The sequence below is a fragment of the Pantoea sp. USHLN256 genome (assembly GCF_037149875.1).
Taxonomy (GTDB): domain Bacteria; phylum Pseudomonadota; class Gammaproteobacteria; order Enterobacterales; family Enterobacteriaceae; genus Pantoea; species Pantoea nemavictus.
This window is the reverse complement of the sequence record NZ_JBBCQO010000002.1, coordinates 449,551-470,802: the sequence shown is the minus strand read 5'-3', so window position 1 is coordinate 470,802 and position 21,252 is coordinate 449,551. Positions and strand designations below refer to the sequence as shown.

The following is a 21,252-nucleotide window of genomic DNA, read 5'->3' as shown; positions in this document are numbered from 1 at the left end:
TCTGGTGCGCTGCGGCGCACCTTTTTTTTGCCTGGTGTGTGCTGGCTGTCCCCCATCCCGGCCTTCCCCCGCTTGCGGGGGAAGGAGACGCTGCCACATGCAGCTTCAGAACTCACATATAGCAGCATCTTCCTCCTCCATTTATGGGGGAGGACCGAGGAGGGGGACAGCCAGCACGGTCTGCCAGCACCGACAGCCAGCACGGACCGAGGCTCGAATCAATACAAAAATCAAACCTGCTTTCGCCGCCGATCGATATCTGCCAGCAACGCGTTAATCTGCGGGTCAGCAAACATCTCCTCCAGCGAGGCGCTGAGCTTGCGCCGCCAGTTGGGGTAGTGCGTGGTGGTGCCGGGAATATTCACCGGGGCGGCCATATCCAGCCAATCCTCGGGCTGCAGGCCCAACAGCGCGCTGTGGCTGTCAGCCAGATAGCGCTGCATCGCTTCACTTAACGCCCGATTCATCACCTGTGGCTCGCGCTGTGCTGCCAGACATCCGCTGCGTTGCAGGCTGCTGAACAGCGCGCGACGTGCGGCTAGACGCGCCTTGTTGAGGCCGGCCAGAATCTGTTTATCGGGATACAGCCCAAGCTCGCTGCCCAGGCGTAGATCGTCACTTTGCCACCAGCCGCGCAGCGTCGGCATATCGTGCGTGGTGGCCACCGCCATGGCCTGACGTGGCCAGTGCGATGGCGAGCGAAATGCCGTTTTAGACGTCTGTTCAAAGTAGAGCACTTTGTAGGAGTAGACGCCCGCCTGCTGCAGTTTGCCGACGATCGCCTGTGGCACCGTTCCCAAGTCTTCACCAATCACCATGCACTGGTGACGCTGGCTCTCCAGCGCCAAAATGGCGAGCAGATCGTCGATGGGATAATGCACGTAGGCGCCTTCTGCGGCACTTTCGCCCTGCGGAATCCACCACAGGCGCAGCAGCGCCATCACGTGATCGATACGCAATGCGCCACAGTCGTGCATGTTGGCACGCAGCAGCGCTATCCACGGCTCGTAGGCGCGCGCCTGCATCACCTGCGGATCCATTGGCGGCAATCCCCAGTTCTGGCCCAGCGGCCCGAGAATATCCGGCGGTGCGCCCACGCTGGCTTGCAAGCAGTACAGCTGGCGATCGCTCCAGGTTTCCGCGCCGCCCTGCGCCACGCCAACCGCCAGATCGCGATATAAGCCAATCGGCATCGCATAATGCTGGCAAACCGCCCAGCACGCGGCGAATTGTTCGGCGGCCAGCCACTGTAACCACAGATAGAAACGCACTTCATAGGTGTGCTCGATACGAAATGCTCGCACCGCCGCGCTGTCTGGCGACTGTAATTCCGCAGGCCATGTCGTCCAGTCGTAGCGCTGCGCATCCTCGGCGATCTGCGCGGCGTGCAGCGCGTCGAAAACGCCCTGATGCAGCAAACTTTCCCCGCCTTGCGCCATAAAGGTGTCAAAAGCGACCACCTGTTGGTCGTCCGCCGCGCGCTTTCTGAAGTGCTGCCATGCGAGGCGCAGTGCCGCCAGCTTCAGCGCGGTAACGGCAGAGTAATCAACCCACTCAGCGTCACGCGCCGCCTGTAACGCCTGCTGCGTAGTCGGCGAGTGCCACCAGCGCTGCGCTTCCTCACTGTGTTGAAAATCTTGCACGGCGGCGACATCGATATACAGCATATTGAGCCAGCGACGTGAAGAGGGGCTATAGGGGCTGGCGCTTTCCGGTGTAGCCGGGAACAGCGCGTGCAGCGGGTTGAGGCCAATACAGGCGCCGCCGCGCTGCGCGACCTCTGCCAGCATCTGCTGTAAATCGCTGAAGTCGCCGATCCCCCAGTTAGTCGCTGAGCGCAGGGTATAGAGCTGAATGCAGGCGCCCCACAGCGAGTTGCCCTGAACGATGGCGGGCGGCTCGTAACAACGAGCAGGCGCGACAATAATCCGGCAGTGCAACGGCTGCGGATGCGCGTTAACGCTGAGCTGGTGATAACCATACGGCAGCGAGGGCAAACGGATCGGCTGACTGGCGGTGCAGCTGCCATTCCAGCTCTCGCCCTGTTCACTGACCAGTTGCCATTCGGCGGTGACGCCAGGCGCGGGCAGCACTATTTCAGCCTGCTCGCCCTGGACGATCAGCACCGGCGGCAAGGGCGATACTGCTGGGAGGGCGGGGTGCATCGCCGCCAGCAGACGCTGGCGGGTGACTGGAGAGACAGACTGCAAACGGCCATGCGCATCGATGTAATCGGTGGCAATTTCCGGTGCGAGATTGAATGTTGGTGTCATGGTGCTACTCATCGCGCGGCCTGCCAGATACGTTGCTGATAGTCGCGAATTGCGCGATCGGCGCTGAACATCCCGCAGCGCGCAGTATTAAGAATCGCGGCGCGCGTCCAGCCATCCTGGTCGGCCCATAAGGTTTCTGCCTGCGCCTGGGCATTCAGGTAGTGACGGAAATCGGCCAGCACCAGATAAGGATCGCCGCCTGCCGAGCTGAGGCTGTGCAGCAGGGGCGCGAAGGCGCTGACATCACCGTCGCTGAAGGTGCCATCTTCTAACGCTGTGAGCGCGCGATCGAGCTGCGCATCTTTTTTGCGCCACCCATCGGGTGAGTATCCCGCGACTTTTAACGCGCTGACCTCGTCCACGGTATGGCCAAAGATAAAGATATTTTCGCTGCCTACCTGCTCGGCAATCTCTACGTTGGCGCCATCCAGCGTGCCAATGGTCAGGGCGCCGTTGAGCGCCAGCTTCATGTTGCCGGTGCCTGATGCCTCTTTACCCGCCGTGGAAATTTGCTCGGATAAGTCCGCTGCCGGAATCAGTCGCTCGGCAACCGATACGTTGTAATCTGGAATAAACACCACTTTAAAGCGATCGCCTATGCGCGGATCGTTGTTGATGGTGGCTGCGACTTTGTTTATCGCGTAGATAATATTTTTCGCCAGCACATAACCCGGCGCGGCTTTCGCACCAAACAGCACCACGCGCGGCGCCAGATTAGCCTGCGGATCGCTCACCAGCGTTTGCCATAGCGCAATGGTATGCAGCAGCGCCAGATGTTGACGCTTGTACTCATGCAGACGCTTGATTTGTACATCAAACAGCGCCTCGGGATTGACCGTAATGCCGGTGCGTTCGGCGATCCAGCGCGTCAGCGACAGCTTGTTTTGCTGTTTAATCGCGCGGTATTGTGCCTGGAATGCCGCGTGGTCGGCGTAAATTTCTAGTCCTTTGAGCTGATCAAGATCGGTCAGCCACGGGCGATCGAGCGTTTTAGTGATCAATGCCGCCAGCGCCGGGTTGCACTGATTTATCCAGCGGCGCGGCGTAATGCCGTTGGTGACGTTATGAAACTTTGCTGGCCACAGCGCGTGATATTCCGGGAACAGATCTTTCACCACCAGCTGCGAGTGCAGCGCCGCCACACCGTTGACCGCAAAGCCGCTGGTGACGCAGAGATTAGCCATGCGCAGCTGGTTGTTGTGTACCAGCGCCAGCTTCGCCCAGGTGGCGTCATCACCCGGCCAGCGCGCCTCAACCTGCTTTTTCAGCTGGGCGTTCAGGGTGTTGATGATCATCAGATGGCGCGGCAGCAGGGCGCGCACCATGCGCACATCCCAGCATTCCAGCGCCTCAGGCATCAAGGTGTGGTTGGTGTAGGCAAAAGTGCGCTGCGTAATCTGCCACGCGTTTTCCCAGCTGATTTGATGCTCATCCAGCAGCAGACGCATCAGCTCCGGGATCGCCAGGGTTGGATGCGTGTCGTTGAGCTGAATCACCTCATAATCGGGCAGGGATTCAATGCTGCGCCCGGCGCGATGATGACGACGCAGGATGTCCGCCAGCGAACAGGCACACTGAAAATATTGCTGCATCAGGCGCAGCTTTTTGCCGTTGTCATGATTGTCGTTGGGATACAGCACTTTGGTGAGTTTCTCTGCGTCGATACCTTGCTGTTCAGCACGCAAAAAATCGCCGTTATTAAAACGCTGCAGATCAAAAGGCTGAGCATGTTTCGCTTGCCACAGGCGCAGCGGTTGTGTCACCCCATTTTGGTAACCCACCACCGGCAGATCCCAGGCCTCACCGCGGATTTGCACCGCCGGTTGCCAGTGATGCACACCGTTTTGCGTCATGACTTTGCCGCCCAGGTTAACCTCGACCGTGAGCGCCGCGTTGTGGTTGAACCACGGATAGCAGTCGCGCTGCCAGTCATCAGGCAGCTCTTGCTGTGCACCATCGACAAAATGCTGGCGAAACAGGCCGTACTGATAGTTGAGTCCGTAACCGGTAGCGGGTTGTCCCACTGTAGCCATCGAATCGAGGAAGCAGGCCGCGAGGCGACCCAGCCCGCCATTACCCAGCGCCGGATCGATCTCACGCTCTTCAATCTCACTCAGCGAAATATCCCATGCGGCCAGCGCCTCGTTTACCGCGTCATACCAGCCAAGGTTGAGCAGATTGTTGCCGGTCAGCCTGCCAATCAAAAACTCCATCGAGATGTAGTTAACGTGACGCTGTGTGGTCGCCGCAGGCGGCGCGGGCTTATCTGCCAGCATATCGGCCAGCGCGCCACTCAGCGCTTGCCACCACTGGTCAGGCGTCATCTCTTTAGCGTCATGCAGACCAAAACGCTGCCACTGTCGGGTCAGCGCTTGTGTAAAACGAGAGCGATCAAATTTCATAGCCGGGTTGTCCTGTAAGGGCGGAGGTGCGTAGCGGTCATTCTGCGCGACGGGCATGGGGCGCTCCTCCTCCTGCACAAAATTCAGGGGGGAGGATGATCGGGGTGGAGAGGCTGAGGGAAATCTGAAAGCGCTACAAGAATGTGATAACCCTCGCTTTTGTTAAGTTTGCTTAATGGGTTCGCTTGCATTAGGTAAACGAATGTCTGAACGTATGTGACTATTAATTACGAAGCGTAAAATAATGATGCGCCACGTTAAGGGAGAAGCGTTCGCCGATGTTAATACCTGCAAAACTCAGCCGTCCTGTCCGCCTTGAAAGCACGGTCACGCGTGAGCGTTTGATCCAGAAACTGAGTGCCGCAGGGAATTATCGTCTGGTGCTGGTGACCAGTCCGGCGGGTTATGGCAAAACCACCCTGATCTCCCAATGGGCGGCGGAAAAACCGCATCTGGGTTGGTATTCACTGGATGAGGGCGACAATCAGCCGGAACGCTTCGTTGATTACCTGATTGCGGCGCTGCAGCAGGCAACGCTTGGCGGCTGCGCGCGCAGCGAAGCGCTGGCGCAGAAGCGGCAATATATCAACCTCAATGCGCTGTTTGCCCAGCTGTTCAGTGAGCTGGCGGCGTGGCAGCAGCCGATCTGGTTAATCATCGATGATTACCATCACATCACCAATCCCGCTATTCATGACGCCATGCGCTTCTTTTTGCGCAATCAGCCGGAAAACGTCACGCTGATTTTGCTGTCGCGTAACTTGCCACAACTCGGCATTGCTAACCTGCGCGTGCGTGAACAGCTGATTGAACTCGGCAGCCAGCAGCTGGCGTTTACCCACCAAGAGGCGAAACAATTTTTCGATTGTCGCCTGACTACGCCGCTGGAATCGGAAGAGAGCGGCCGTTTGTGTGACGATGTGGCGGGCTGGGCAACGGCATTGCAGCTGATCGCGCTCTCCACCCGCCAGGGCGCCAGTTCAGCGCAGGACTCCGCGCGCCGCCTGTCCGGCATCAACGCCAGTCATCTGGCAGATTATCTGGTTGAAGAAGTGCTGAACAACGTGGATAGCGCTACGCGCCAGTTTTTGCTGAAAAGCGCGCTGCTGCGATCCATGAACGATACGCTGATCGCCTGCGTGACCGGCGAAGAGCAAGGCCAGATGCGGCTGGAAGAGATTGAACGTCAGGGGCTGTTTTTACAGCGCATGGATAACTCCGGCGAGTGGTTTAGCTATCATCCGCTGTTCGGCAACTTTTTGCGCCAGCGCTGCCAGTGGGAACTCGCCGCTGAACTGCCGGATCTGCATCGCGCTGCGGCTGAGAGCTGGATGAAGCTGGGTTTTCCCGGAGAAGCGATTCACCATGCGCTGGCCGCCGGCGATGCGCTGATGCTTCGCGATGTACTGCTGCAGTACGCCTGGACGCTGTTTAATCAGAGCGAACTCACGCTGTTAGAAAATTCGCTAACAGCCCTGCCGTGGAAGATCCTGCGGGAAAACCCCAAGCTGCTGCTGCTGCAGGCGTGGCTGATGCAAAGTCAGCATCGCTTTTCCGAAGTGAATACGCTGCTGACGCGCTTTGAGCAGTCATGCCCCAACGAGATTGATGAGGTGCTGCGTGGCGAATTCAATGCGCTGCTGGCGCAGGTGTCGATGAACGATGGCAACGCCGAGGAAGCGGAACGGCTGGCTTTGCTGGCGCTTGATGTGCTGCCCAAAAGTCGCCCTTACAGCTGCATTGTTGCCACGTCGGTCTTAGGTGAAGTGATGCATTGCAAAGGTGAACTGAGCAGTTCGCTCAAGCTGATGCGGCAGACGGAACAGATGGCGCGTCGCGAAGAGGCCTGGAACTACGCGCTGTGGAGCCTGATTCAGCAAAGTGAAATTCTGTTTGCGCAGGGTTTTTTGCAGTCCGCCTATGAAATGCAGGAGCGGGCGTTTGTGCTGGTTAATGAGCAGCATCTGGCGCAGTTCCCGATGCATGAATTTCTGCTGCGCATCCGTGCGCAGCTGTTGTGGGCGTGGGGCCGGCTGGATGAAGCCGAACAGGCCGCGCGCGACGGGATTAAAGTACTGAAAGGGTATCAACCACAGCAGCAGATTCAGTGTCTGGGGTTGCTGGTGCAGTGCTCGCTGGCGCGCGGCAATCTTGATAACGCCCGCAGCCATCTCAGTCGCCTTGAGAACCTGCTGAATAACGGCAGCTTGCACAGTGACTGGATCGCTAATGCCGATAAAGTCAGAGTAATTTTTTGGCAGATGACCGGCGATAGCCAAAGTGCCAGCAGCTGGATGCGTCAGACGGCGAAACCTGAATTTGCCAATAATCATTTCTTGCAAGGTCAGTGGCGCAACGTGGCGCGGGCGCAAATATTGCTGGGCAATATGAGTCAGGCGGAAGTGGTGCTGGATGAGCTGAACGACAATGCCCGTGCGCTACATCTGATGAGCGATATGAACCGCAATCTGCTGTTATTAAATCAGATCTATTGGCAAACCGATCGTAAAGCCGAAGCGCAGCAGGCTCTGATTGAAGCGCTGAAACTGGCGCGCAGCACCGGCTTCGTCAGCCATTTCGTGATTGAAGGCGAAGCCATGGCGCAGCAGCTGCGCCAGCTTATCCAGTTGAATACCCTGGATGAACTGGATAATCATCGCGCCCGCAGGATCCTTAGCGAGATCAATAAATATCATCGCCATAAGTTTGCCCATTTCGACGAAGGCTTTGTCAGTCGCCTGCTCAATCATCCTGACGTGCCCGAGCTGATCCGCACCAGCCCGCTCACCCAGCGCGAATGGCAGGTTTTGGGGTTGATCTACTCTGGCTACAGTAATGACCAAATTGCCGGCGAGCTGGACGTCGCCGCGACCACCATCAAAACTCATATCCGTAATTTGTATCAGAAACTGGGCGTGACGCACCGCGCAGAGGCGATGAATCAGGCGCAGTCAATGCTGCGGATGATGGGATATGTGTAGAAGAACATCTGCTAGCGCCTGAATAAGGGAATTTTACGGGTGCATTAGCCCATCACATCTTGATGGTTTTCAACCATAACATCTGCTGGGCCTCATCATTCACTATCCTTGGGTATGTTTTCATCATTGAATCAGGAAATCATATTGTCGTCATGAAGATTGCCATCACACAAGCCGATCCGTTTTCGTCTGAATCCCAGGCGCTGGTGGAGAAGTTGTCTGCAGAACTTGCGGTGATTACCGGTGATAACGGGAAAAGTCACTTCAACGCTGAGGAGATAACCCGTGAGCGATCGCTGTGGCTGCTGGCCAGAGATGACGCGGGCAACGCCGTCGGTTGCGCAGCGCTAAGGCCGCTATCCACAAACGTGGCCGAAGTTAAACGCATGTACTCCGACCGAAGCGTACCCGGTGTGGGCGCAGCGTTGCTGGCCTATCTGGAAAGCCGCGCTAAAAGTATGGGATACAGTGAAATCCGCCTTTCGACGCGTGTCGTTAATCAACGGGCGGTTGCGTTCTATCGGCGCTATGATTACGCGCAGACCGAAAATTATGGGCCTTATTGCGGCAGAAAAGAATCCATCTGTTTTAGTAAGAAGCTGTAGACGGTTAACGCTGAGAGAAGACGAAACTGACCTGGTACGAAACAGATAATTTAATGGGAAACGCTGATGTCACTGCTTCCAGAAGAGCTTGATCGGGATTGCTGGAATAAACTGGCAAGCGGGGCGCATGCGGCCGATGCGGGTTTTCACTTTTTAACCCTCGCCTCTGTCGATGCGCTGGGCCAGCCACAGGCCAGAACGCTGGTGCTGCGCCGGGTTGATTGCCTCACGCGTACGCTGGAGTTTCACACCGATATGCGCAGCCCCAAATGGCAGGCGCTGGCACTTAATCCGCAGGTAACGGTTTTAGGGTATTGCAACAAAACTCAGCTGCGCTTGCAGGGGACGATTACGCTGCATGGCGCGGAGAGTGAACGGGCTGAGGCGGTATGGCAGCGTTTATCTCCCTGGACGCAGCAAACCTATGCCGGCCCCACGCCGGGCAGCGATGTTGATAACGAACGCAACGCTGCTGGCGGCGGCAAGGGCAATTTCGGTGTATTGCTGTTTCAGGCTAGCCTGCTGGATTGGTGCAGGCTTGCCAGGGAAAACAATCAAAGAGCTTTGTTGCGTTATAGCGCCTCGGGGAGCCTTGCCAGCGCTCAGTGGATCAATCCTTAACTAAGGCGCGCACTGTTTCTTGTTCATCTCATCCGTGCGCGCAATCGCACGCTTAGACTTGATGTTGAACAGCAGATAACTCGCCAGCGCCAATCCCCACACGCCTACGGCGCCGTATAACAGCACGCCGGAAAATCCGTCTGCCAGCACCCGCGCAGCAACATTGCCGGTCAGCGCAACCTCGCCACCACCCGCAATGCGCTCGGCCACAACCTGGGCATCATTGATGGCGGGCATGATGCGTTGCAGACTCGCCGCTACGCCTGCCACCAGCAGGCTGCCCATCAGCGCGATGTTGATTGACAGGGTGATCAGTCGCGCGCTGATATCGATTCCCGACGCCATGCCCACGCGATTGCCCGGCACTGAAGCGGTGGTGGTGTTGGTCACCGGCGTATTGGTCAGCCCGAGCGCAATGCCTGAAAGTAGCGCGCCCGGCAATAAACTCATTTGCTGTGATACAGCAAATTTCATCAGCATAAAACCCGCACCAAGAGTAAATAAACCCAGCGGGATCATGCGTGCCGCACCAAAGCGAACCACTAGCTTCTCTCCCAGCGGCGGCATCAATAAGGTTGGCAACGTGTAGGCCAGCAGCGCCAGGCCAGTGGCCATGCTGCTGTAGCCTAAGCCGCTCTGATAATAGACCGGCAGATAGATCATTAGCGGCCAGAAGCTGAAGTTCATACCTATCGAGCCCATCAGCGCACCGGAAAAGGCGCGAATGCGGAACACCGAGAAATCAAACATCGGATGAGGATGATGTCGTTCAATCCAGACAAATAACAGCGCGCTGAGCAGGGTGATCAGCAAAATAAGCTGTGCGCTCAGACTGCGCCAGCCGAGGCTGCCGCCCTGAGTGATGAGATACGTTGCCCCAACCACGGTGAGCGATAAGGTGATCAGTCCGCTAAGATCGAGTTTTTTTGCTTCGCTATCACGCGATTCCACCACGTTTTTCATTGCCAGCAATAGCGTGAGCAACGCGATAAAACCGTGTACCAGAAATACCCACTGCCAGCTAAACCACGCCACCAGCATACCGCCGATGATCGGCCCGAAGCCCAGGCCAAAACCAAAGGTGATTCCCCACGCGGCGAAAGCACGGCTGCGCGCTTTTCCCTGTGGGAACTGGAACGACAGAATGGCAATCAGGCAGGTTAACATCGCGCCACCGCTTAGCCCTTGTAGTAAGCGCGCGACAATCAGCCACAGCGGGCTTTGCGCCAGCCCGCACATCACCGAAGTTAGCCCGAAAGCGATAATGCTGATAATGAAGATGCGCTTACGTCCATAAGTATCCGCCAGCGTGCCGGTGGCCATTAACACCGCGGTGCAGGCCAGCGTGTAGGCGTTCATGATCCACTGCAGCTCGCGGAAACTGGCGTGCATCTGCTTTTCCAGCACGGGCAAAATCACCGGTACGCTGGAGATCTCCAGCCCTGACATCAACGCGGCCAAACAAACCGCCATCAGCGCCAACATGTTCTTCATAGTCAATCCCTGTGAAACGTTAAGAGAGTGCCAGCATGAAAGATTGCGGCGGCAGTGGAAATCTGTGCGCATGCCATATATCGTCAAGATCGTGCCAAATTACAGGTAATCCCGTTATGCATATCACCGCTCCGCTTGATGTCAGACATGCTGCACCGAAAAATCGTCGCCTGGTGCTGCTGGCCTATGAATGCCTGTGTACGTTTGAGTTCGGCATTGCTGTTGAAGCGTTTGGTCGCACAGATGAAGTGTTCGGCGCACCGCTGTATGAATTGTCTGTGGCATCGGTTGAAGAGGGGATTTTTGCCGCGCAGGGTGGCGTGCGTTTAGTGGTTGATGGCGGGCTAGAACTGCTGGAGGATGCCGGCACCATCGTGATTCCCGGCTGGCGCAGCGTACATGAACCGGCCTCGGAAGCACTTATCGCGGCGCTGCAAAAAGCGCACCGCAACGGCACGCGAATTGTCTCGATCTGCGCGGGAAGTTTTGTGCTCGGTGCGGCGGGATTACTCAACGGAAAACGCGCGACCGCACACTGGCCAGCACCGACATTCTGGCGCAACGCTTTCCAGACGTGCAGGTTGAGCATGGCATGATTTATGTTGATGAAGGCAGCGTGATCACCTCGGCGGGTGGCGCGGCGGGCGTTGATTTGTGTCTACATTTGATCCGTCGGGATTACGGTATTGACGTTGCCAACCGAACCGCGCGCCGCATGGTAACGCCGCCGCTGCGCGAAGGTAATCAGGCGCAGCTGATTCAGCAGCCGGTGCCACAACGACGAGCCATAAGTCTCGCTCCGCTGCTCGACGATCTGCGCAATCATCTCAATACGCCGCTGGTGATTGACCAGCTTGCCAGCCAAGCCGGCATGAGCCGTCGCACCTTTATGCGCCGTTTTCATGACGCGACCGGCACCACGCCCGGCGAATGGATGCTGAGCGTGCGGCTGGAGAAAGCCTGCGGCTTGCTGGAAAACGGCAAGCTGAGCATCGATCAGGTCGCCGAGTTGGCCGGTTTTGGCTCACCGGAGACCTTAAGACATCACTTCAGACAACGGCTGAATACCACGCCGACCCGCTGGCGCAAGGCATTCAGCCAACGTGCGTTATTGGGTTAGCGTGGTGGCATCAAACAGGAATAGTCGCGCGGCACCGGAGAATTTCACTACGCAGCTCTCCAGCATTTTCTGCGTTTCTTCGGTGACTTTGGCGTAGCTATTGGCCTGCCATTGCTGCAGCGTATACTCCTGTACATTCACATCATCCCCACAATTAACGTCCTGCGAGAGAGAGGAATTCGCGACGCCCTTGCCCGAACGATGAATAATAGTGCTAAACAGCAGCTGATAATTATCATCGCCACCCGCCAGATTTTTATAAACCAGTTTCCAGGTGATGGGCGTAATGGTTACCGCACTGTCATATTTCTTGCTGGGATGTTTATCCAGCTCGGTTTTAAGTATCTCTGTGATGCGCGGCATTAAATAGGGCAGTGAAGGGTTCATAAAGCCGGCAACTTCAGTGCCTTTAAGTTCATCCTTGGTGAAACCCGGCACGTTGCCGCCACCGGCAAACATCATCGAAACAAATTGCAGGGTTTTAAGCGCCGCGACTTTTGACGTATCGCCTTGCGTGACGTAACGCAACTGGGTGTCCGATGGGCGACTAAAGTCCGTTTCGAGCATCTGCACGCCCTCAACATCTATCTGTGATTGGTTAGCGGAGATAACCTTCTGAGTCTGCACCACTTTTGAGGTGGGCGGCAGGGGCTTATCGTTGGCACAACCGGACAGCAGTGAAATCAGGGTAAGCAGAGGGAGGGTGAGCTGGCGTGGCATTTTTTAATCCATAAAGTGGTTAATCCTAGATATGTGGCAGCATCGGCATGGGTGAGAGAAACTTTAGTGTTGATAGGTGCGGGGGACGAGATACGGCGGATAGACAGCTAAAATAATGCGCAACAGATTGCGCATTATTTAGCGATGAATTTAGTTACCGCGATAGGTTGAATAGCCAAACGGACTCAGCAGCAGAGGAATATGGTAGTGTTCGCCGTTGTTTTCCATATTGAACTCAACCGGGATTTCCGGGAAAAACGTTTTCTGATTGCTCATTTTGTAATAGTCACCGGTTTTAAACACTACGCGATAGCTGCCAGCGCTAGCCGTTTTATCTTCAGGGAACAGCGCACTAATACGGCCGTTGCTGTCCGTTTTGCCGGTTGCTAATTTCACCCAGTTATTATTTTGCTTTTGATCGAGTTCCACTTCAATACCGGAAGTGGGTGAGCCGGTTTGCAAATTTAATACGTGCACGCTAAGCGGATTTTTTGTGGTCGCAGCCTGAGCAGTAACGGCTGAAAGGCTAGGGGTTAACAGCAGTGCGCTAAGCGTGAAGAGGTGAGTTTTCATAAAAAATATCCGTTTTCTACAGGTAAATGAGCGCTAAGAGTAGAATCAGAATCGACAAAATAATAATTGATGAGACTAAATGTGAAATTTCCGATCTAGAGAAGCGGTACCAGGACAATGCGCCTGGAATATGAACAGTAATGTTTATTATTGCTCCACATTTCCCGAAGTCACACGTTTCAGCCGCGCGCAAGACCTAACCGATGATGATCTTAAAGCTAATGCTATGGGTCTTAACCAGGTAGTATCCGCTGGTTTCCCATTGCGGCTGAAGTTGCCAAAGCGCGTGCGCCGTTAAAACTGCCACCACAAATGGCGGCGCATTAAGTTAATGAGGAGCTTCGGCTCCCTTTTTTATCTTTTTGCTAACCTGAGTGATTAATCCAAAAGGTAATTAAGAATATGCTGGGCGTGAACAGAAAGTTCATAATTCGCACTAAATAATATAGCGTTAAGCCCATGCCTTATTATTAGGCTGCAAATGTTATTTGATCATGAATAAGCGAAGCGGCAAATAAGATTAGATTGATCAATAATTAATCAACCTAATGGTTTCTTGCGTGAAATAACTCTCCTGACATGATGGAAGCTGTATTTAAGCGAAGCGTAAATACAGAGTCAGGAGAGTGTTGTGCAGAAGTAAAACGCGGTTAAAAATGTATTGTTGTTAGACTAATGTTATTTGCGTCGGCTAATTTTTCCTCCTTTCCTTCCCGCTTCAATGGCGCGGTCTGGATCGTTTTTGAAATTGCCGCCACTAGCCTGACCGCCCTTGCGCCCAGCCTCGGCTGCGCGTTCCTTATTCTCTGCGAAGTTGCCCGCGCCACCACGACGTTGCGGCTTTTTTTCTTCCTCATCGGGTAGCTTCTTAGCGTCCGTCATTGGTTCTCCTCTCTGTTCAATACCAACATGATGCAAAATAAATGTAGTGCCATTTTTACCAGATTCAAGCCAGGATTAATCTTAAGGCTTAATTTAAGAATCTTGATTGTCTGACTATCGGTCAGTTTTTCATTCCTGTCGTCATGCAAATTGCATGAATGCTGATTATTATTTTTTTAACGTAAAGAGGGAAGCTTTCATTGCAAGAATAATAAGCGAAGCGGTGGGATTGTTACATTTAACCGCTCTCGCATTTCTTCGATTCATTACTTGCGTAGCGGCACTTGCTTGCTACGTTTAATTAATCTGCTCGTTTGGTTTTAATTAACGCTTCGCTTATTTCCAGTTTATTAACGTAATGAGCCGATGTAATCCCCACGGGTCGCTATCGACGGTGTTCCACCAGCAAACCGTTCTGTAACCCTGCTTTCCACTTTCGGAGCGAATTGATGACCAAAGAAATTGTTTACCTGGATTGGTTGCGCGATGCGCATGCCATGGAAAAACATGCCGAGTCTTTGCTGCAGGCCGCAGCGCTGCGTCTGGACGCCTTCCCGCTACTGCAGGCGCGTATCAAACAGTACATGCAACAAACCTGTGAACAGCAGAAGCAGGTGAAAGAGGCACTGAAGCGATACGACAGCAGCTGGTCGGCATTGAAAGAGGCGCTTGGCCGTATGTCGGCAGTGGGACAAGCGGCCAGCGATATGCTGCGCGATGAAGAGGGCGTGCGCATCGCGGTGAGCAGCTATGTGTTCTGCAACTATAAAGTGGCGACTTACACCGCACTGCTGGCCGCCGCGCAGCAGGCGGAAGACACTAAGGGCGTGAAAACCTTCCAGCGTATTTTGCAACATGAAACACAGATGGCCGACTGGTTGCTGTTACAGCTGCCGGAGGTGGCAAATGAGGCGATTCTGCGGCGCACGGAAGTGGATATGCCTGGGCTGGTTTAATCGCAGAGAAATCGGTCAGCCGTTTGATGTTGCTGACCGCGTTGGTTTTACACGCAGAAAATGACTAATCAATATATTCATAACCGCAATCTATTCGTGTTGAGTCAAATTAGCGTATGTGCGTTCAAAAAGAACATTCTTTAAAAGAAATGGCGATCAATTTCGTACTTATCTATAAATTAAGCAAAGAAATCGGTGTTGGTTCGAGTATTAATTTTTGATAAAGAAGTAATACTGATCAATGAAATCGATTTCAAATTAATTACTTTCCTGCCTCTAATGTTAAACAACTGGCTGACGATAACAGCAGAGATGCCGCAATTTAAGTTGCGGAATATCTTCTATTGATAAAATCACATTGTTCTCTTCACTACTTTTCAATCAAAATCATTGAGGTTTCTAAATGGACGTAGTTCAAAGATTTTCGCGTAATGTAAAGTTGCGGACTAAATTAACAATATCCTCTGTGCTAAATATCGCCATGCTGCTATTAGTGGCGACGCTCGGCTTAAATTCGTTATTTTTAGCGGAAACCGGCGTTAATGGCATGATGAAAGATGACTATCCAACCATCGCGCTCGGCAACCAACTGATTGATGAAATAAACGTGACGATACAGCAGCAGGCGCTGCTGCTGAGCCCTATCGATGCGCAGCGTCGGGCCGCGATTCAATCCACTCTCCAGGATGCCTCGAATAACATCACGGAAACCTACAAGCAATTGGCGCTACTGGCGACGGATGAGGAGTCAAAAACGTTTCTTGCCCGGGTTCAGGGCAAGCGGGCAGATTTTCTTAAAGAGAGAACGGCCTTCTTCGAATTGATAAATAGTGATGTGACGAAAGCGGTAGATTTTTATTTTACCGCGCTGACTTTAGCGCAAAAGAGTTATATTGCGGAAGTGGAGGGGTTTATTACGCTGCAAGAGCAGCAGATGAATGGCTCTTACGACAGCTTTATGGCGTCCTACAGCAATACTAAAATCTCCATGATAATTATTTTTATTGTAGCTATTTTGCTGTCGGCGTTTATTGGCTGGATTATTATCCGTTCGATTACTGTGCCATTAAGAAAAGTCATTGCGTTTCTTGGTCGGGTGGCTGATGGCGATCTCAGCTCTGATTTTCATGAGCAGCGTAAAGATGAAATGGGGCAGCTAATTAATGCCATTCAGCAAATGCAGGAGAAAATGTCGGAGATTGTTAGCCATATTCGTATTAGCGCAGAACAGATATCCGGTGGCGCCAGCGAAATAATGTCGGGCACCCACGATCTCGCTGCCCGCACGGAAGAGCAGGCCAGTTCGGTGGAACAAACCGCGGCTTCGGTTGAGGAGTTCAGCGCCACTATCAGTAACACCCGCAACAATACCCACGTAGCGGCGGATCTTTCAACCAAAGCGGAAAGCGCCGTGGGGCAGAATGCCAGCATGATGGACAATGTCGCGACCAAAATGGCCGAGATTCATGATTCTGCTAGCCGCATGGCTGACATTATTAACCTGATCGATTCTATCGCTTTCCAGACCAATATTCTGGCGCTCAATGCCGCTGTCGAGGCCGCACGCGCCGGCGAACATGGCCGTGGTTTTGCCGTGGTGGCGCAGGAGGTGCGAGCTCTGGCTCAGAAAACCGCTACCTCTTCGCATGAGATTCGTCACTTAATTGAGGAGTCTTCGACGCGCATCGCAGATGGTCGCGATATGGTCACTGACGCCAATACCTTGATGTCCGACATGATGTCCAACGTTGCCAGCATGAAAGAATTACTGGTGCAGATAAACCAGGCCAGCAGCGAGCAGGCGGATGGCATCAGCCAGATCAATACCGCCATCAGCCAGATTGATATCACCACGCAGCAAAATGCATCGCTGGTAGAACAGTCGCTGGCGGCCTCGGCAATGCTGAACGAGCAGGCAAACAATATGGTGAACAGCGTTAGCGTGTTTACGCTGCGCAGAACGGCATAAGTTGCGGATACAGAATCCCCTGCGGATTCTGTATTCCCCTATTTTGCGTCTAAAGAGAATGCGTTAGCGGCCGATAATCGAACCCGCAAAGGCTGCACCAGCAGCAACATTTAAGGAAAAATAGTGAAAAAGGCATTGATAGCATTGGCAGTTTTGACACTGGCAGGATGCGCCAGACCTTACGGACCCGCCACCACCATCATCAATCAGCAGATGGTGACTCCTGACGCCAGCAAGCAGCAAACCAAAGTCACGGTGACGCGTAAGAAGCAATTTATCGGTAGTGCCAGCGGCAATCACTGCAAGTTTGTGGTGAATATTGATGGGCAGGACGTCGCGATGCTGCGCCAGAACCAGTTTGTCAGCACCTATCTGGAAAATGGGCTGCATAAACTGCGCGTCAGCAATGACTGTTCAGTGCTAAGCCTGGGCATGCGTAAAACGCTGGATGTTGTTGCCGATGGCACGCCACAAGAGTATGCCGCAGAAGTCGGTTTCTGGGGGCAATACCGCCTGTGGCGCACCAACTAATTCGGTTGCTCAGCGCATAGCGCGAGTGTGTTCCATGCTTGCGCTAAATCGGCGCATAGTCGCCAGTGCCTTCTGGCCACGGCGTCAGCAAATCAAAACCGGTTTCCGTCACGGCGATGGTGTGTTCCCACTGCGCTGACAGCGAGCGGTCTTTGGTCACCACCGTCCAGCCATCTGACAACACGCTGGTGCCCGCTTTGCCGGCGTTGATCATCGGCTCGATAGTGAAGATCATCCCGGCCTGCAGCGCTAATCCCGCACCCGGCGTGCCGTAATGCAGGATTTGCGGATCGCCGTGATACACCTCGCCAACGCCGTGACCACAATATTCCCGCACCACCGAGAAGCCAGCTTTTTCTGCGACCTGCTGAATGGCTGCGCCAATATCGCCCAGCGTCGCGCCCGGCTTCACCACGTTAATGCCCGCCACCATCGAGTCGTAGGTGATCTCCACCAGTCTTTTCGCCCGCACCGACGGTTGGCCGACGTAATACATGCGGCTGGTATCGCCGTACCAGCCATCTTTAATGATGGCGACGTCGATATTAACGATGTCGCCATCCTTGAGCTTTTTCTCACCTGGAATGCCGTGACACACCACGTGATTGACTGAAGTACAAGTGGTGCGCATATAACCCTGATAGCCGATATTGGCGGGCACCACTTTGAGCTCGTTGACGATATAGTCGTGGCAAATCGCGTCCAGTTCATCAGTGGTGACGCCAGGTTTGACGTACGGCGTGATGATCTCCAGCACTTTGGCGGCGGCGTGTCCGGCGGCGCGCGCCAGTTCGATCTCTTCAGCGGTGTGCAGTTTGATGCTCATGACGCGATTCCCTGCGATGTGAATAAAGGATGGTCGAGCAGCTGCGCTAAATCAGCGCCGCTGTCGCGTTCGACGCGCATCAGTAAGCGCGTCAATTCCTGATGATTGAGGGTGGGATAAATCTCGGCCAGCATGCCGATCTTCATCCAGTGTTCTGCCTGTGCGTTGATGGAACGGCTCATGGCCGTGCTGGCAATGCGCAAGTTCTCATGCATTAAGTCGGAGATTTTTACGATACCCATAATGTGGCCTATATATAAAACGTATGCGTTATGTATATAGGTTATCACATGTGTGGCGATTGAAAAACGCATTGGGTTTGTTAGCGGAAAACCGTTTACGGTTAATAGGGGATGCCAATCCATGGCGAACAACATCCTAAGGCGCCTTACTCAGACTTCGTTGGAGGACGACGGCTTATTTTGCCTCCTTTCCGGCCCGCTTCAACGGCTCTTTCAGGGTCGTTTCTGAAGTTGCCACCGCTGGCTTTGCCTCCCGCACTGCCAGCTTCTTTTGCACGTTCCGGATTGTTAGCAAAATTCCCTGCGCCGCCTCTGTAGCTCTGTTTGTTCATAGGAAGACCTCTTATCAATGTTCCATTAGATTTAAGGACTAGCTAGTCACGCTGAAATTCTAGTCGGTGGTTTTGGTAAAGCCAGGGCGAAAAGCATGATCATTTGAAACAGATCAAAAGAAGTTTTATTGGCTATCGCGTTGTTCCAGTAAGCAATGACGTCGATCACACCCTTCACAGTGCGTTTTCTAACCGATTAACAGTGACCTTCGTCACATTTTAAAAATCCTGTCTATACTTTTGCCTTTTGGGATTACGCCTTTGCGCCCGCCCGGCGCGTTCAATATGCAGGGAACAGGAATGGAAACATCGCAGCAAAACAATGAAGACGACTCAGCACTAAGCAACCTTACCGTGAAACAGCGCCTGTTTTTTGTGGTGCTGGTGGCCACCATGGGAGCGCTGGCGTTTGGTTATGACACCGGGATTATTTCCGGCGCGTTGCCGTATATGACCTTACCGCCCGATCAGGGCGGCCTCGATCTCACCCCCTTCACCGAAGGTTTAGTGACGTCATCACTGATCTTCGGCGCCGCACTTGGCGCTTTTCTTAGCGGTTACTTCTCCGACCGCTTCGGTCGCCGCATTACGCTGCGCAGTCTGGCGCTGATCTTCGTCGCCGGCGCCATTGGTACCGCATTGGCGCCTAATCTGCATGTGATGGTGGCGATGCGTTTCCTGTTGGGTATCGCGGTGGGTGGCGGATCGTCAACCGTGCCGGTATTTATTGCAGAAATTGCCGGGCCTAAACGTCGCGCACCGTTGGTGAGTCGCAACGAGCTGATGATCGTTTCCGGCCAGCTGCTGGCGTATGTGGTCAGTGCGCTAATGAGCTATTTGCTCAATGATTCGCATATGTGGCGTTACATGTTAGCGCTGGCGATGATTCCGGGTGCGTTACTGTTTATCGGTACCTTCTTTGTACCGGCTTCGCCGCACTGGATGGTGGCAGAAGGGCGCATCAAAGAAGCGAGCCGTATTCTGCACAAGCTGCGTGAAACACCGCGCGAAGTGCGAAAAGAGATGGCGGAGATGCGTCAGCATGCCAAAGCTTCGCGTCAAGGACCGTCCGCTCGTGAACTGTTGCAGCAGAAGTGGGTGATGCGGCTGCTATTGGTGGGGGCCGGGTTGGGTATTGTTATCCAGTTCACCGGCGTGAATGCCTTTATGTATTACACGCCGGTGATTTTGAAAACCACCGGCATGGGCACCAACGCCTCGATTGCCGCGACCATCGGAAATGGCGTGGTTTCGGTGATTGCGACCATGGTCGGTATCAAAGCGGTGGGACGTTTTGGACGTCGTACCATGCTGATGACCGGGCTGACGGTGGTGATTGCCATGCAGCTGGCGCTGGGTTGTGTGCTGCTGTTGATGCCACAAAGCATGACGCAAAGTATGTTCGCGCTGGCGGCCATTCTGGTGTTCCTGTTCTTTATGCAGATGTGTATTTCACCGGTTTACTGGCTGCTGATGTCGGAGCTGTTCCCGATGAAACTGCGCGGCGTGCTAACCGGTGCGGCGGTGTCGTTCCAGTGGATTTGCAACGCGGCGGTGGCCTTTGCTTTCCCACCGTTGCTGGCCGCTACCGGCAACGCTGCCTTCTTTATCTTTGCCGCCATTAACGTCGCATCATTGATCTTCGTTATTACCATGTTGCCGGAAACCAAAGGCAAATCGCTTGAGCAGATCGAAAATGAGATGCGCGATCGTTTTAGCGAGCAGGATCAGGAAGCAGCAGACGGCGTCGCTTAACCGCGCTTGAGAATTCCTGGCTGCGGGGGGAAGATACGCATCTTTCACCGGGCCAGGAATTGCCATGCTGATCACCGCCGAGAACACCCGCACCTTTAATACCGACATTCGCCTGGCCTGCACGCTGGCTGCGGTAGCTGGCGCGCTCAACACCGCCGCGTTCGAGACCGTCGGTTTCTTTTCGGCAAACATGACCGGCAACGTCTCCTCGCTTTCCGATCATTTGGCGAAAGCCAATCTGCACGTCGGCCTGTTTTTTCTCCTCATCGTCTTGCTGTTTATCGCCGGTTCATCGGTCTCAACCTTGATCATCAACTCCGGCAGAAGGCGCCAAATCCGCGGCATCTACGCGATCAATATCCTGATTGAAGGCATTGCGCTGCTGGCGCTGGGCGTGATGGAAAGCGCGTTTCGATTCAGCGGCTCTGGCGTGCTGTTAGTGCTTAGTCTGAGTTTTCTAATGGGCTTGCAGAACGCGGTAGTGACGCGCATCTCCAACGCGCGCGTCCGCACCACGCATGTTTCGGGCACTGCCACCGACATCGGCATTGAGTTAGCGATGCTGTTTGATGTGCTGCGCCGCAAAGAATCCCCCAAAGATGCGCCACTGTATATCGAGCGGTTAAAACTACATTGCTACACCGTACTGGCCTTTCTTGGCGGCGGCGTTTTGGGGATTTGGCTGCTGCAGGTGATGAGCTATCTACTGTTAATCGTGATTGGTGCGCTGCTGAGCGCGCTCGCGTTAACCGCGCTTAAACGGAGCGCATCGTCGCAGTAAACAGTGATGTGCTTCACGCTTTGTCATGCCGCTGCGGAAAATTGCTTGCCACTTTCCCCACGCTGTAAGCAAGATAGCCCGCGTTAAGGATTGTTACTGTTCGGCAGGCAAAACCTGAGGCGCGCCCTTTTTCATTTCGAAGAGGGCGCGCCTCAGGTTTTTTTTTGCGCGAAATTCGGGGCATAAATG

General features: G+C 54.1%; 17 protein-coding genes and 1 pseudogene. 9 read left to right on the top strand and 9 right to left on the bottom strand.

What is annotated here, in order from left to right; all coding sequences use genetic code 11:
- Nucleotides 1–230: 230 nt before the first annotated feature.
- Nucleotides 231–2,285: a 4-alpha-glucanotransferase gene (malQ, locus tag WFL93_RS07110; RefSeq protein ID WP_442955882.1), complete on the bottom strand. Its 2,055-nt coding sequence runs from the start codon at nt 2,283–2,285 to the stop codon at nt 231–233.
- Nucleotides 2,282–4,675: a maltodextrin phosphorylase gene (gene malP, locus WFL93_RS07105; protein WP_336777662.1), complete on the bottom strand. Its 2,394-nt coding sequence runs from the start codon at nt 4,673–4,675 to the stop codon at nt 2,282–2,284. Before malP ends, malQ begins: the two co-directional genes overlap by 4 nt.
- Before the next feature lie 278 nt (nt 4,676–4,953).
- Here malP and malT point away from each other — a divergent pair, with 278 nt between their 5' ends.
- From malT to WFL93_RS07090, 3 genes are all read left to right on the top strand, one after another.
- Nucleotides 4,954–7,656 (top strand): HTH-type transcriptional regulator MalT, encoded by a 2,703-nt coding sequence (gene malT / locus WFL93_RS07100; protein ID WP_336777661.1) that lies wholly within the window; start codon nt 4,954–4,956, stop codon nt 7,654–7,656.
- Between the two features lie 152 nt (nt 7,657–7,808).
- Nucleotides 7,809–8,261: a GNAT family N-acetyltransferase gene (locus WFL93_RS07095; RefSeq protein WP_336777660.1), complete on the top strand. Its 453-nt coding sequence runs from the start codon at nt 7,809–7,811 to the stop codon at nt 8,259–8,261.
- Between the two features lie 66 nt (nt 8,262–8,327).
- The gene (locus WFL93_RS07090) at nt 8,328–8,882 is read left to right on the top strand and encodes a pyridoxamine 5'-phosphate oxidase family protein (protein ID WP_336777659.1); all 555 of its coding nucleotides are present in this window, start codon (nt 8,328–8,330) and stop codon (nt 8,880–8,882) included.
- Here the strand turns inward: WFL93_RS07090 and WFL93_RS07085 are convergent, their stop codons facing one another.
- A complete protein-coding gene (locus WFL93_RS07085) occupies nt 8,883–10,376 on the bottom strand; it encodes an MFS transporter (protein ID WP_336777658.1) in 1,494 nt (497 codons plus the stop codon).
- Between the two features lie 116 nt (nt 10,377–10,492).
- Here WFL93_RS07085 and WFL93_RS07080 point away from each other — a divergent pair.
- Nucleotides 10,493–11,496: pseudogene (locus WFL93_RS07080) on the top strand (helix-turn-helix domain-containing protein).
- Here the strand turns inward: WFL93_RS07080 and WFL93_RS07075 are convergent.
- From WFL93_RS07075 to WFL93_RS07065, 3 genes are all read right to left on the bottom strand, one after another.
- Nucleotides 11,485–12,216: a hypothetical protein gene (locus WFL93_RS07075; protein ID WP_336777657.1), complete on the bottom strand. Its 732-nt coding sequence runs from the start codon at nt 12,214–12,216 to the stop codon at nt 11,485–11,487. The pseudogene WFL93_RS07080 and the gene WFL93_RS07075 overlap by 12 nt on opposite strands.
- A gap of 150 nt (nt 12,217–12,366) precedes the next feature.
- Complete coding sequence (gene uraH, locus WFL93_RS07070) at nt 12,367–12,789, bottom strand: hydroxyisourate hydrolase (protein WP_336777656.1); 423 nt, start codon at nt 12,787–12,789, stop codon at nt 12,367–12,369.
- A 678-nt stretch (nt 12,790–13,467) separates the two neighbouring features.
- A complete protein-coding gene (locus WFL93_RS07065; RefSeq protein ID WP_007886002.1) occupies nt 13,468–13,671 on the bottom strand; it encodes a general stress protein in 204 nt (67 codons plus the stop codon).
- Nucleotides 13,672–14,120: 449 nt separating this feature from the next.
- Between WFL93_RS07065 and WFL93_RS07060 the strand changes: the two genes are divergently transcribed.
- The 3 genes from WFL93_RS07060 (at nt 14,121) to WFL93_RS07050 (ending at nt 17,127) form a co-directional block, all read left to right on the top strand.
- Nucleotides 14,121–14,627 carry a DUF892 family protein gene (locus WFL93_RS07060; RefSeq protein WP_336777655.1) on the top strand — a complete coding sequence of 169 codons (507 nt, stop codon included), beginning with the start codon at nt 14,121–14,123 and terminating at the stop codon, nt 14,625–14,627.
- Between the two features lie 403 nt (nt 14,628–15,030).
- Entirely contained in the window at nt 15,031–16,596 is a 1,566-nt protein-coding gene (locus tag WFL93_RS07055) for a methyl-accepting chemotaxis protein (protein ID WP_336777654.1), read from the top strand.
- A 123-nt stretch (nt 16,597–16,719) separates the two neighbouring features.
- On the top strand, nt 16,720–17,127 hold the full coding sequence (locus WFL93_RS07050; protein WP_049853276.1) for a hypothetical protein: 408 nt from the start codon (nt 16,720–16,722) through the stop codon (nt 17,125–17,127).
- 43 nt (nt 17,128–17,170) lie between these two features.
- Here the strand turns inward: WFL93_RS07050 and map are convergent, their stop codons facing one another.
- The 3 genes from map to WFL93_RS07035 all read right to left on the bottom strand — a co-directional run bounded on the left by map (nt 17,171) and on the right by WFL93_RS07035 (nt 18,527).
- Entirely contained in the window at nt 17,171–17,953 is a 783-nt protein-coding gene (gene map / locus WFL93_RS07045) for a type I methionyl aminopeptidase (protein ID WP_049853277.1), read from the bottom strand.
- Nucleotides 17,950–18,195 carry a ParD-like family protein gene (locus WFL93_RS07040; protein ID WP_007886008.1) on the bottom strand — a complete coding sequence of 82 codons (246 nt, stop codon included), beginning with the start codon at nt 18,193–18,195 and terminating at the stop codon, nt 17,950–17,952. Before WFL93_RS07040 ends, map begins: the two co-directional genes overlap by 4 nt.
- A 146-nt stretch (nt 18,196–18,341) precedes the next feature.
- Complete coding sequence (locus tag WFL93_RS07035; protein WP_007886009.1) at nt 18,342–18,527, bottom strand: general stress protein; 186 nt, start codon at nt 18,525–18,527, stop codon at nt 18,342–18,344.
- Nucleotides 18,528–18,827: 300 nt separating this feature from the next.
- On the opposite strand from WFL93_RS07035, the gene WFL93_RS07030 reads away from it, so the two are divergent.
- Together WFL93_RS07030 and WFL93_RS07025 are read left to right on the top strand one after the other, a co-directional pair.
- A complete protein-coding gene (locus tag WFL93_RS07030; protein WP_336777653.1) occupies nt 18,828–20,282 on the top strand; it encodes a sugar porter family MFS transporter in 1,455 nt (484 codons plus the stop codon).
- Nucleotides 20,283–20,346: 64 nt separating this feature from the next.
- Nucleotides 20,347–21,063, top strand: coding sequence for a YoaK family protein (locus tag WFL93_RS07025; protein ID WP_336777652.1), 717 nt, complete (start codon nt 20,347–20,349; stop codon nt 21,061–21,063).
- Nucleotides 21,064–21,252 lie beyond the last annotated feature (189 nt).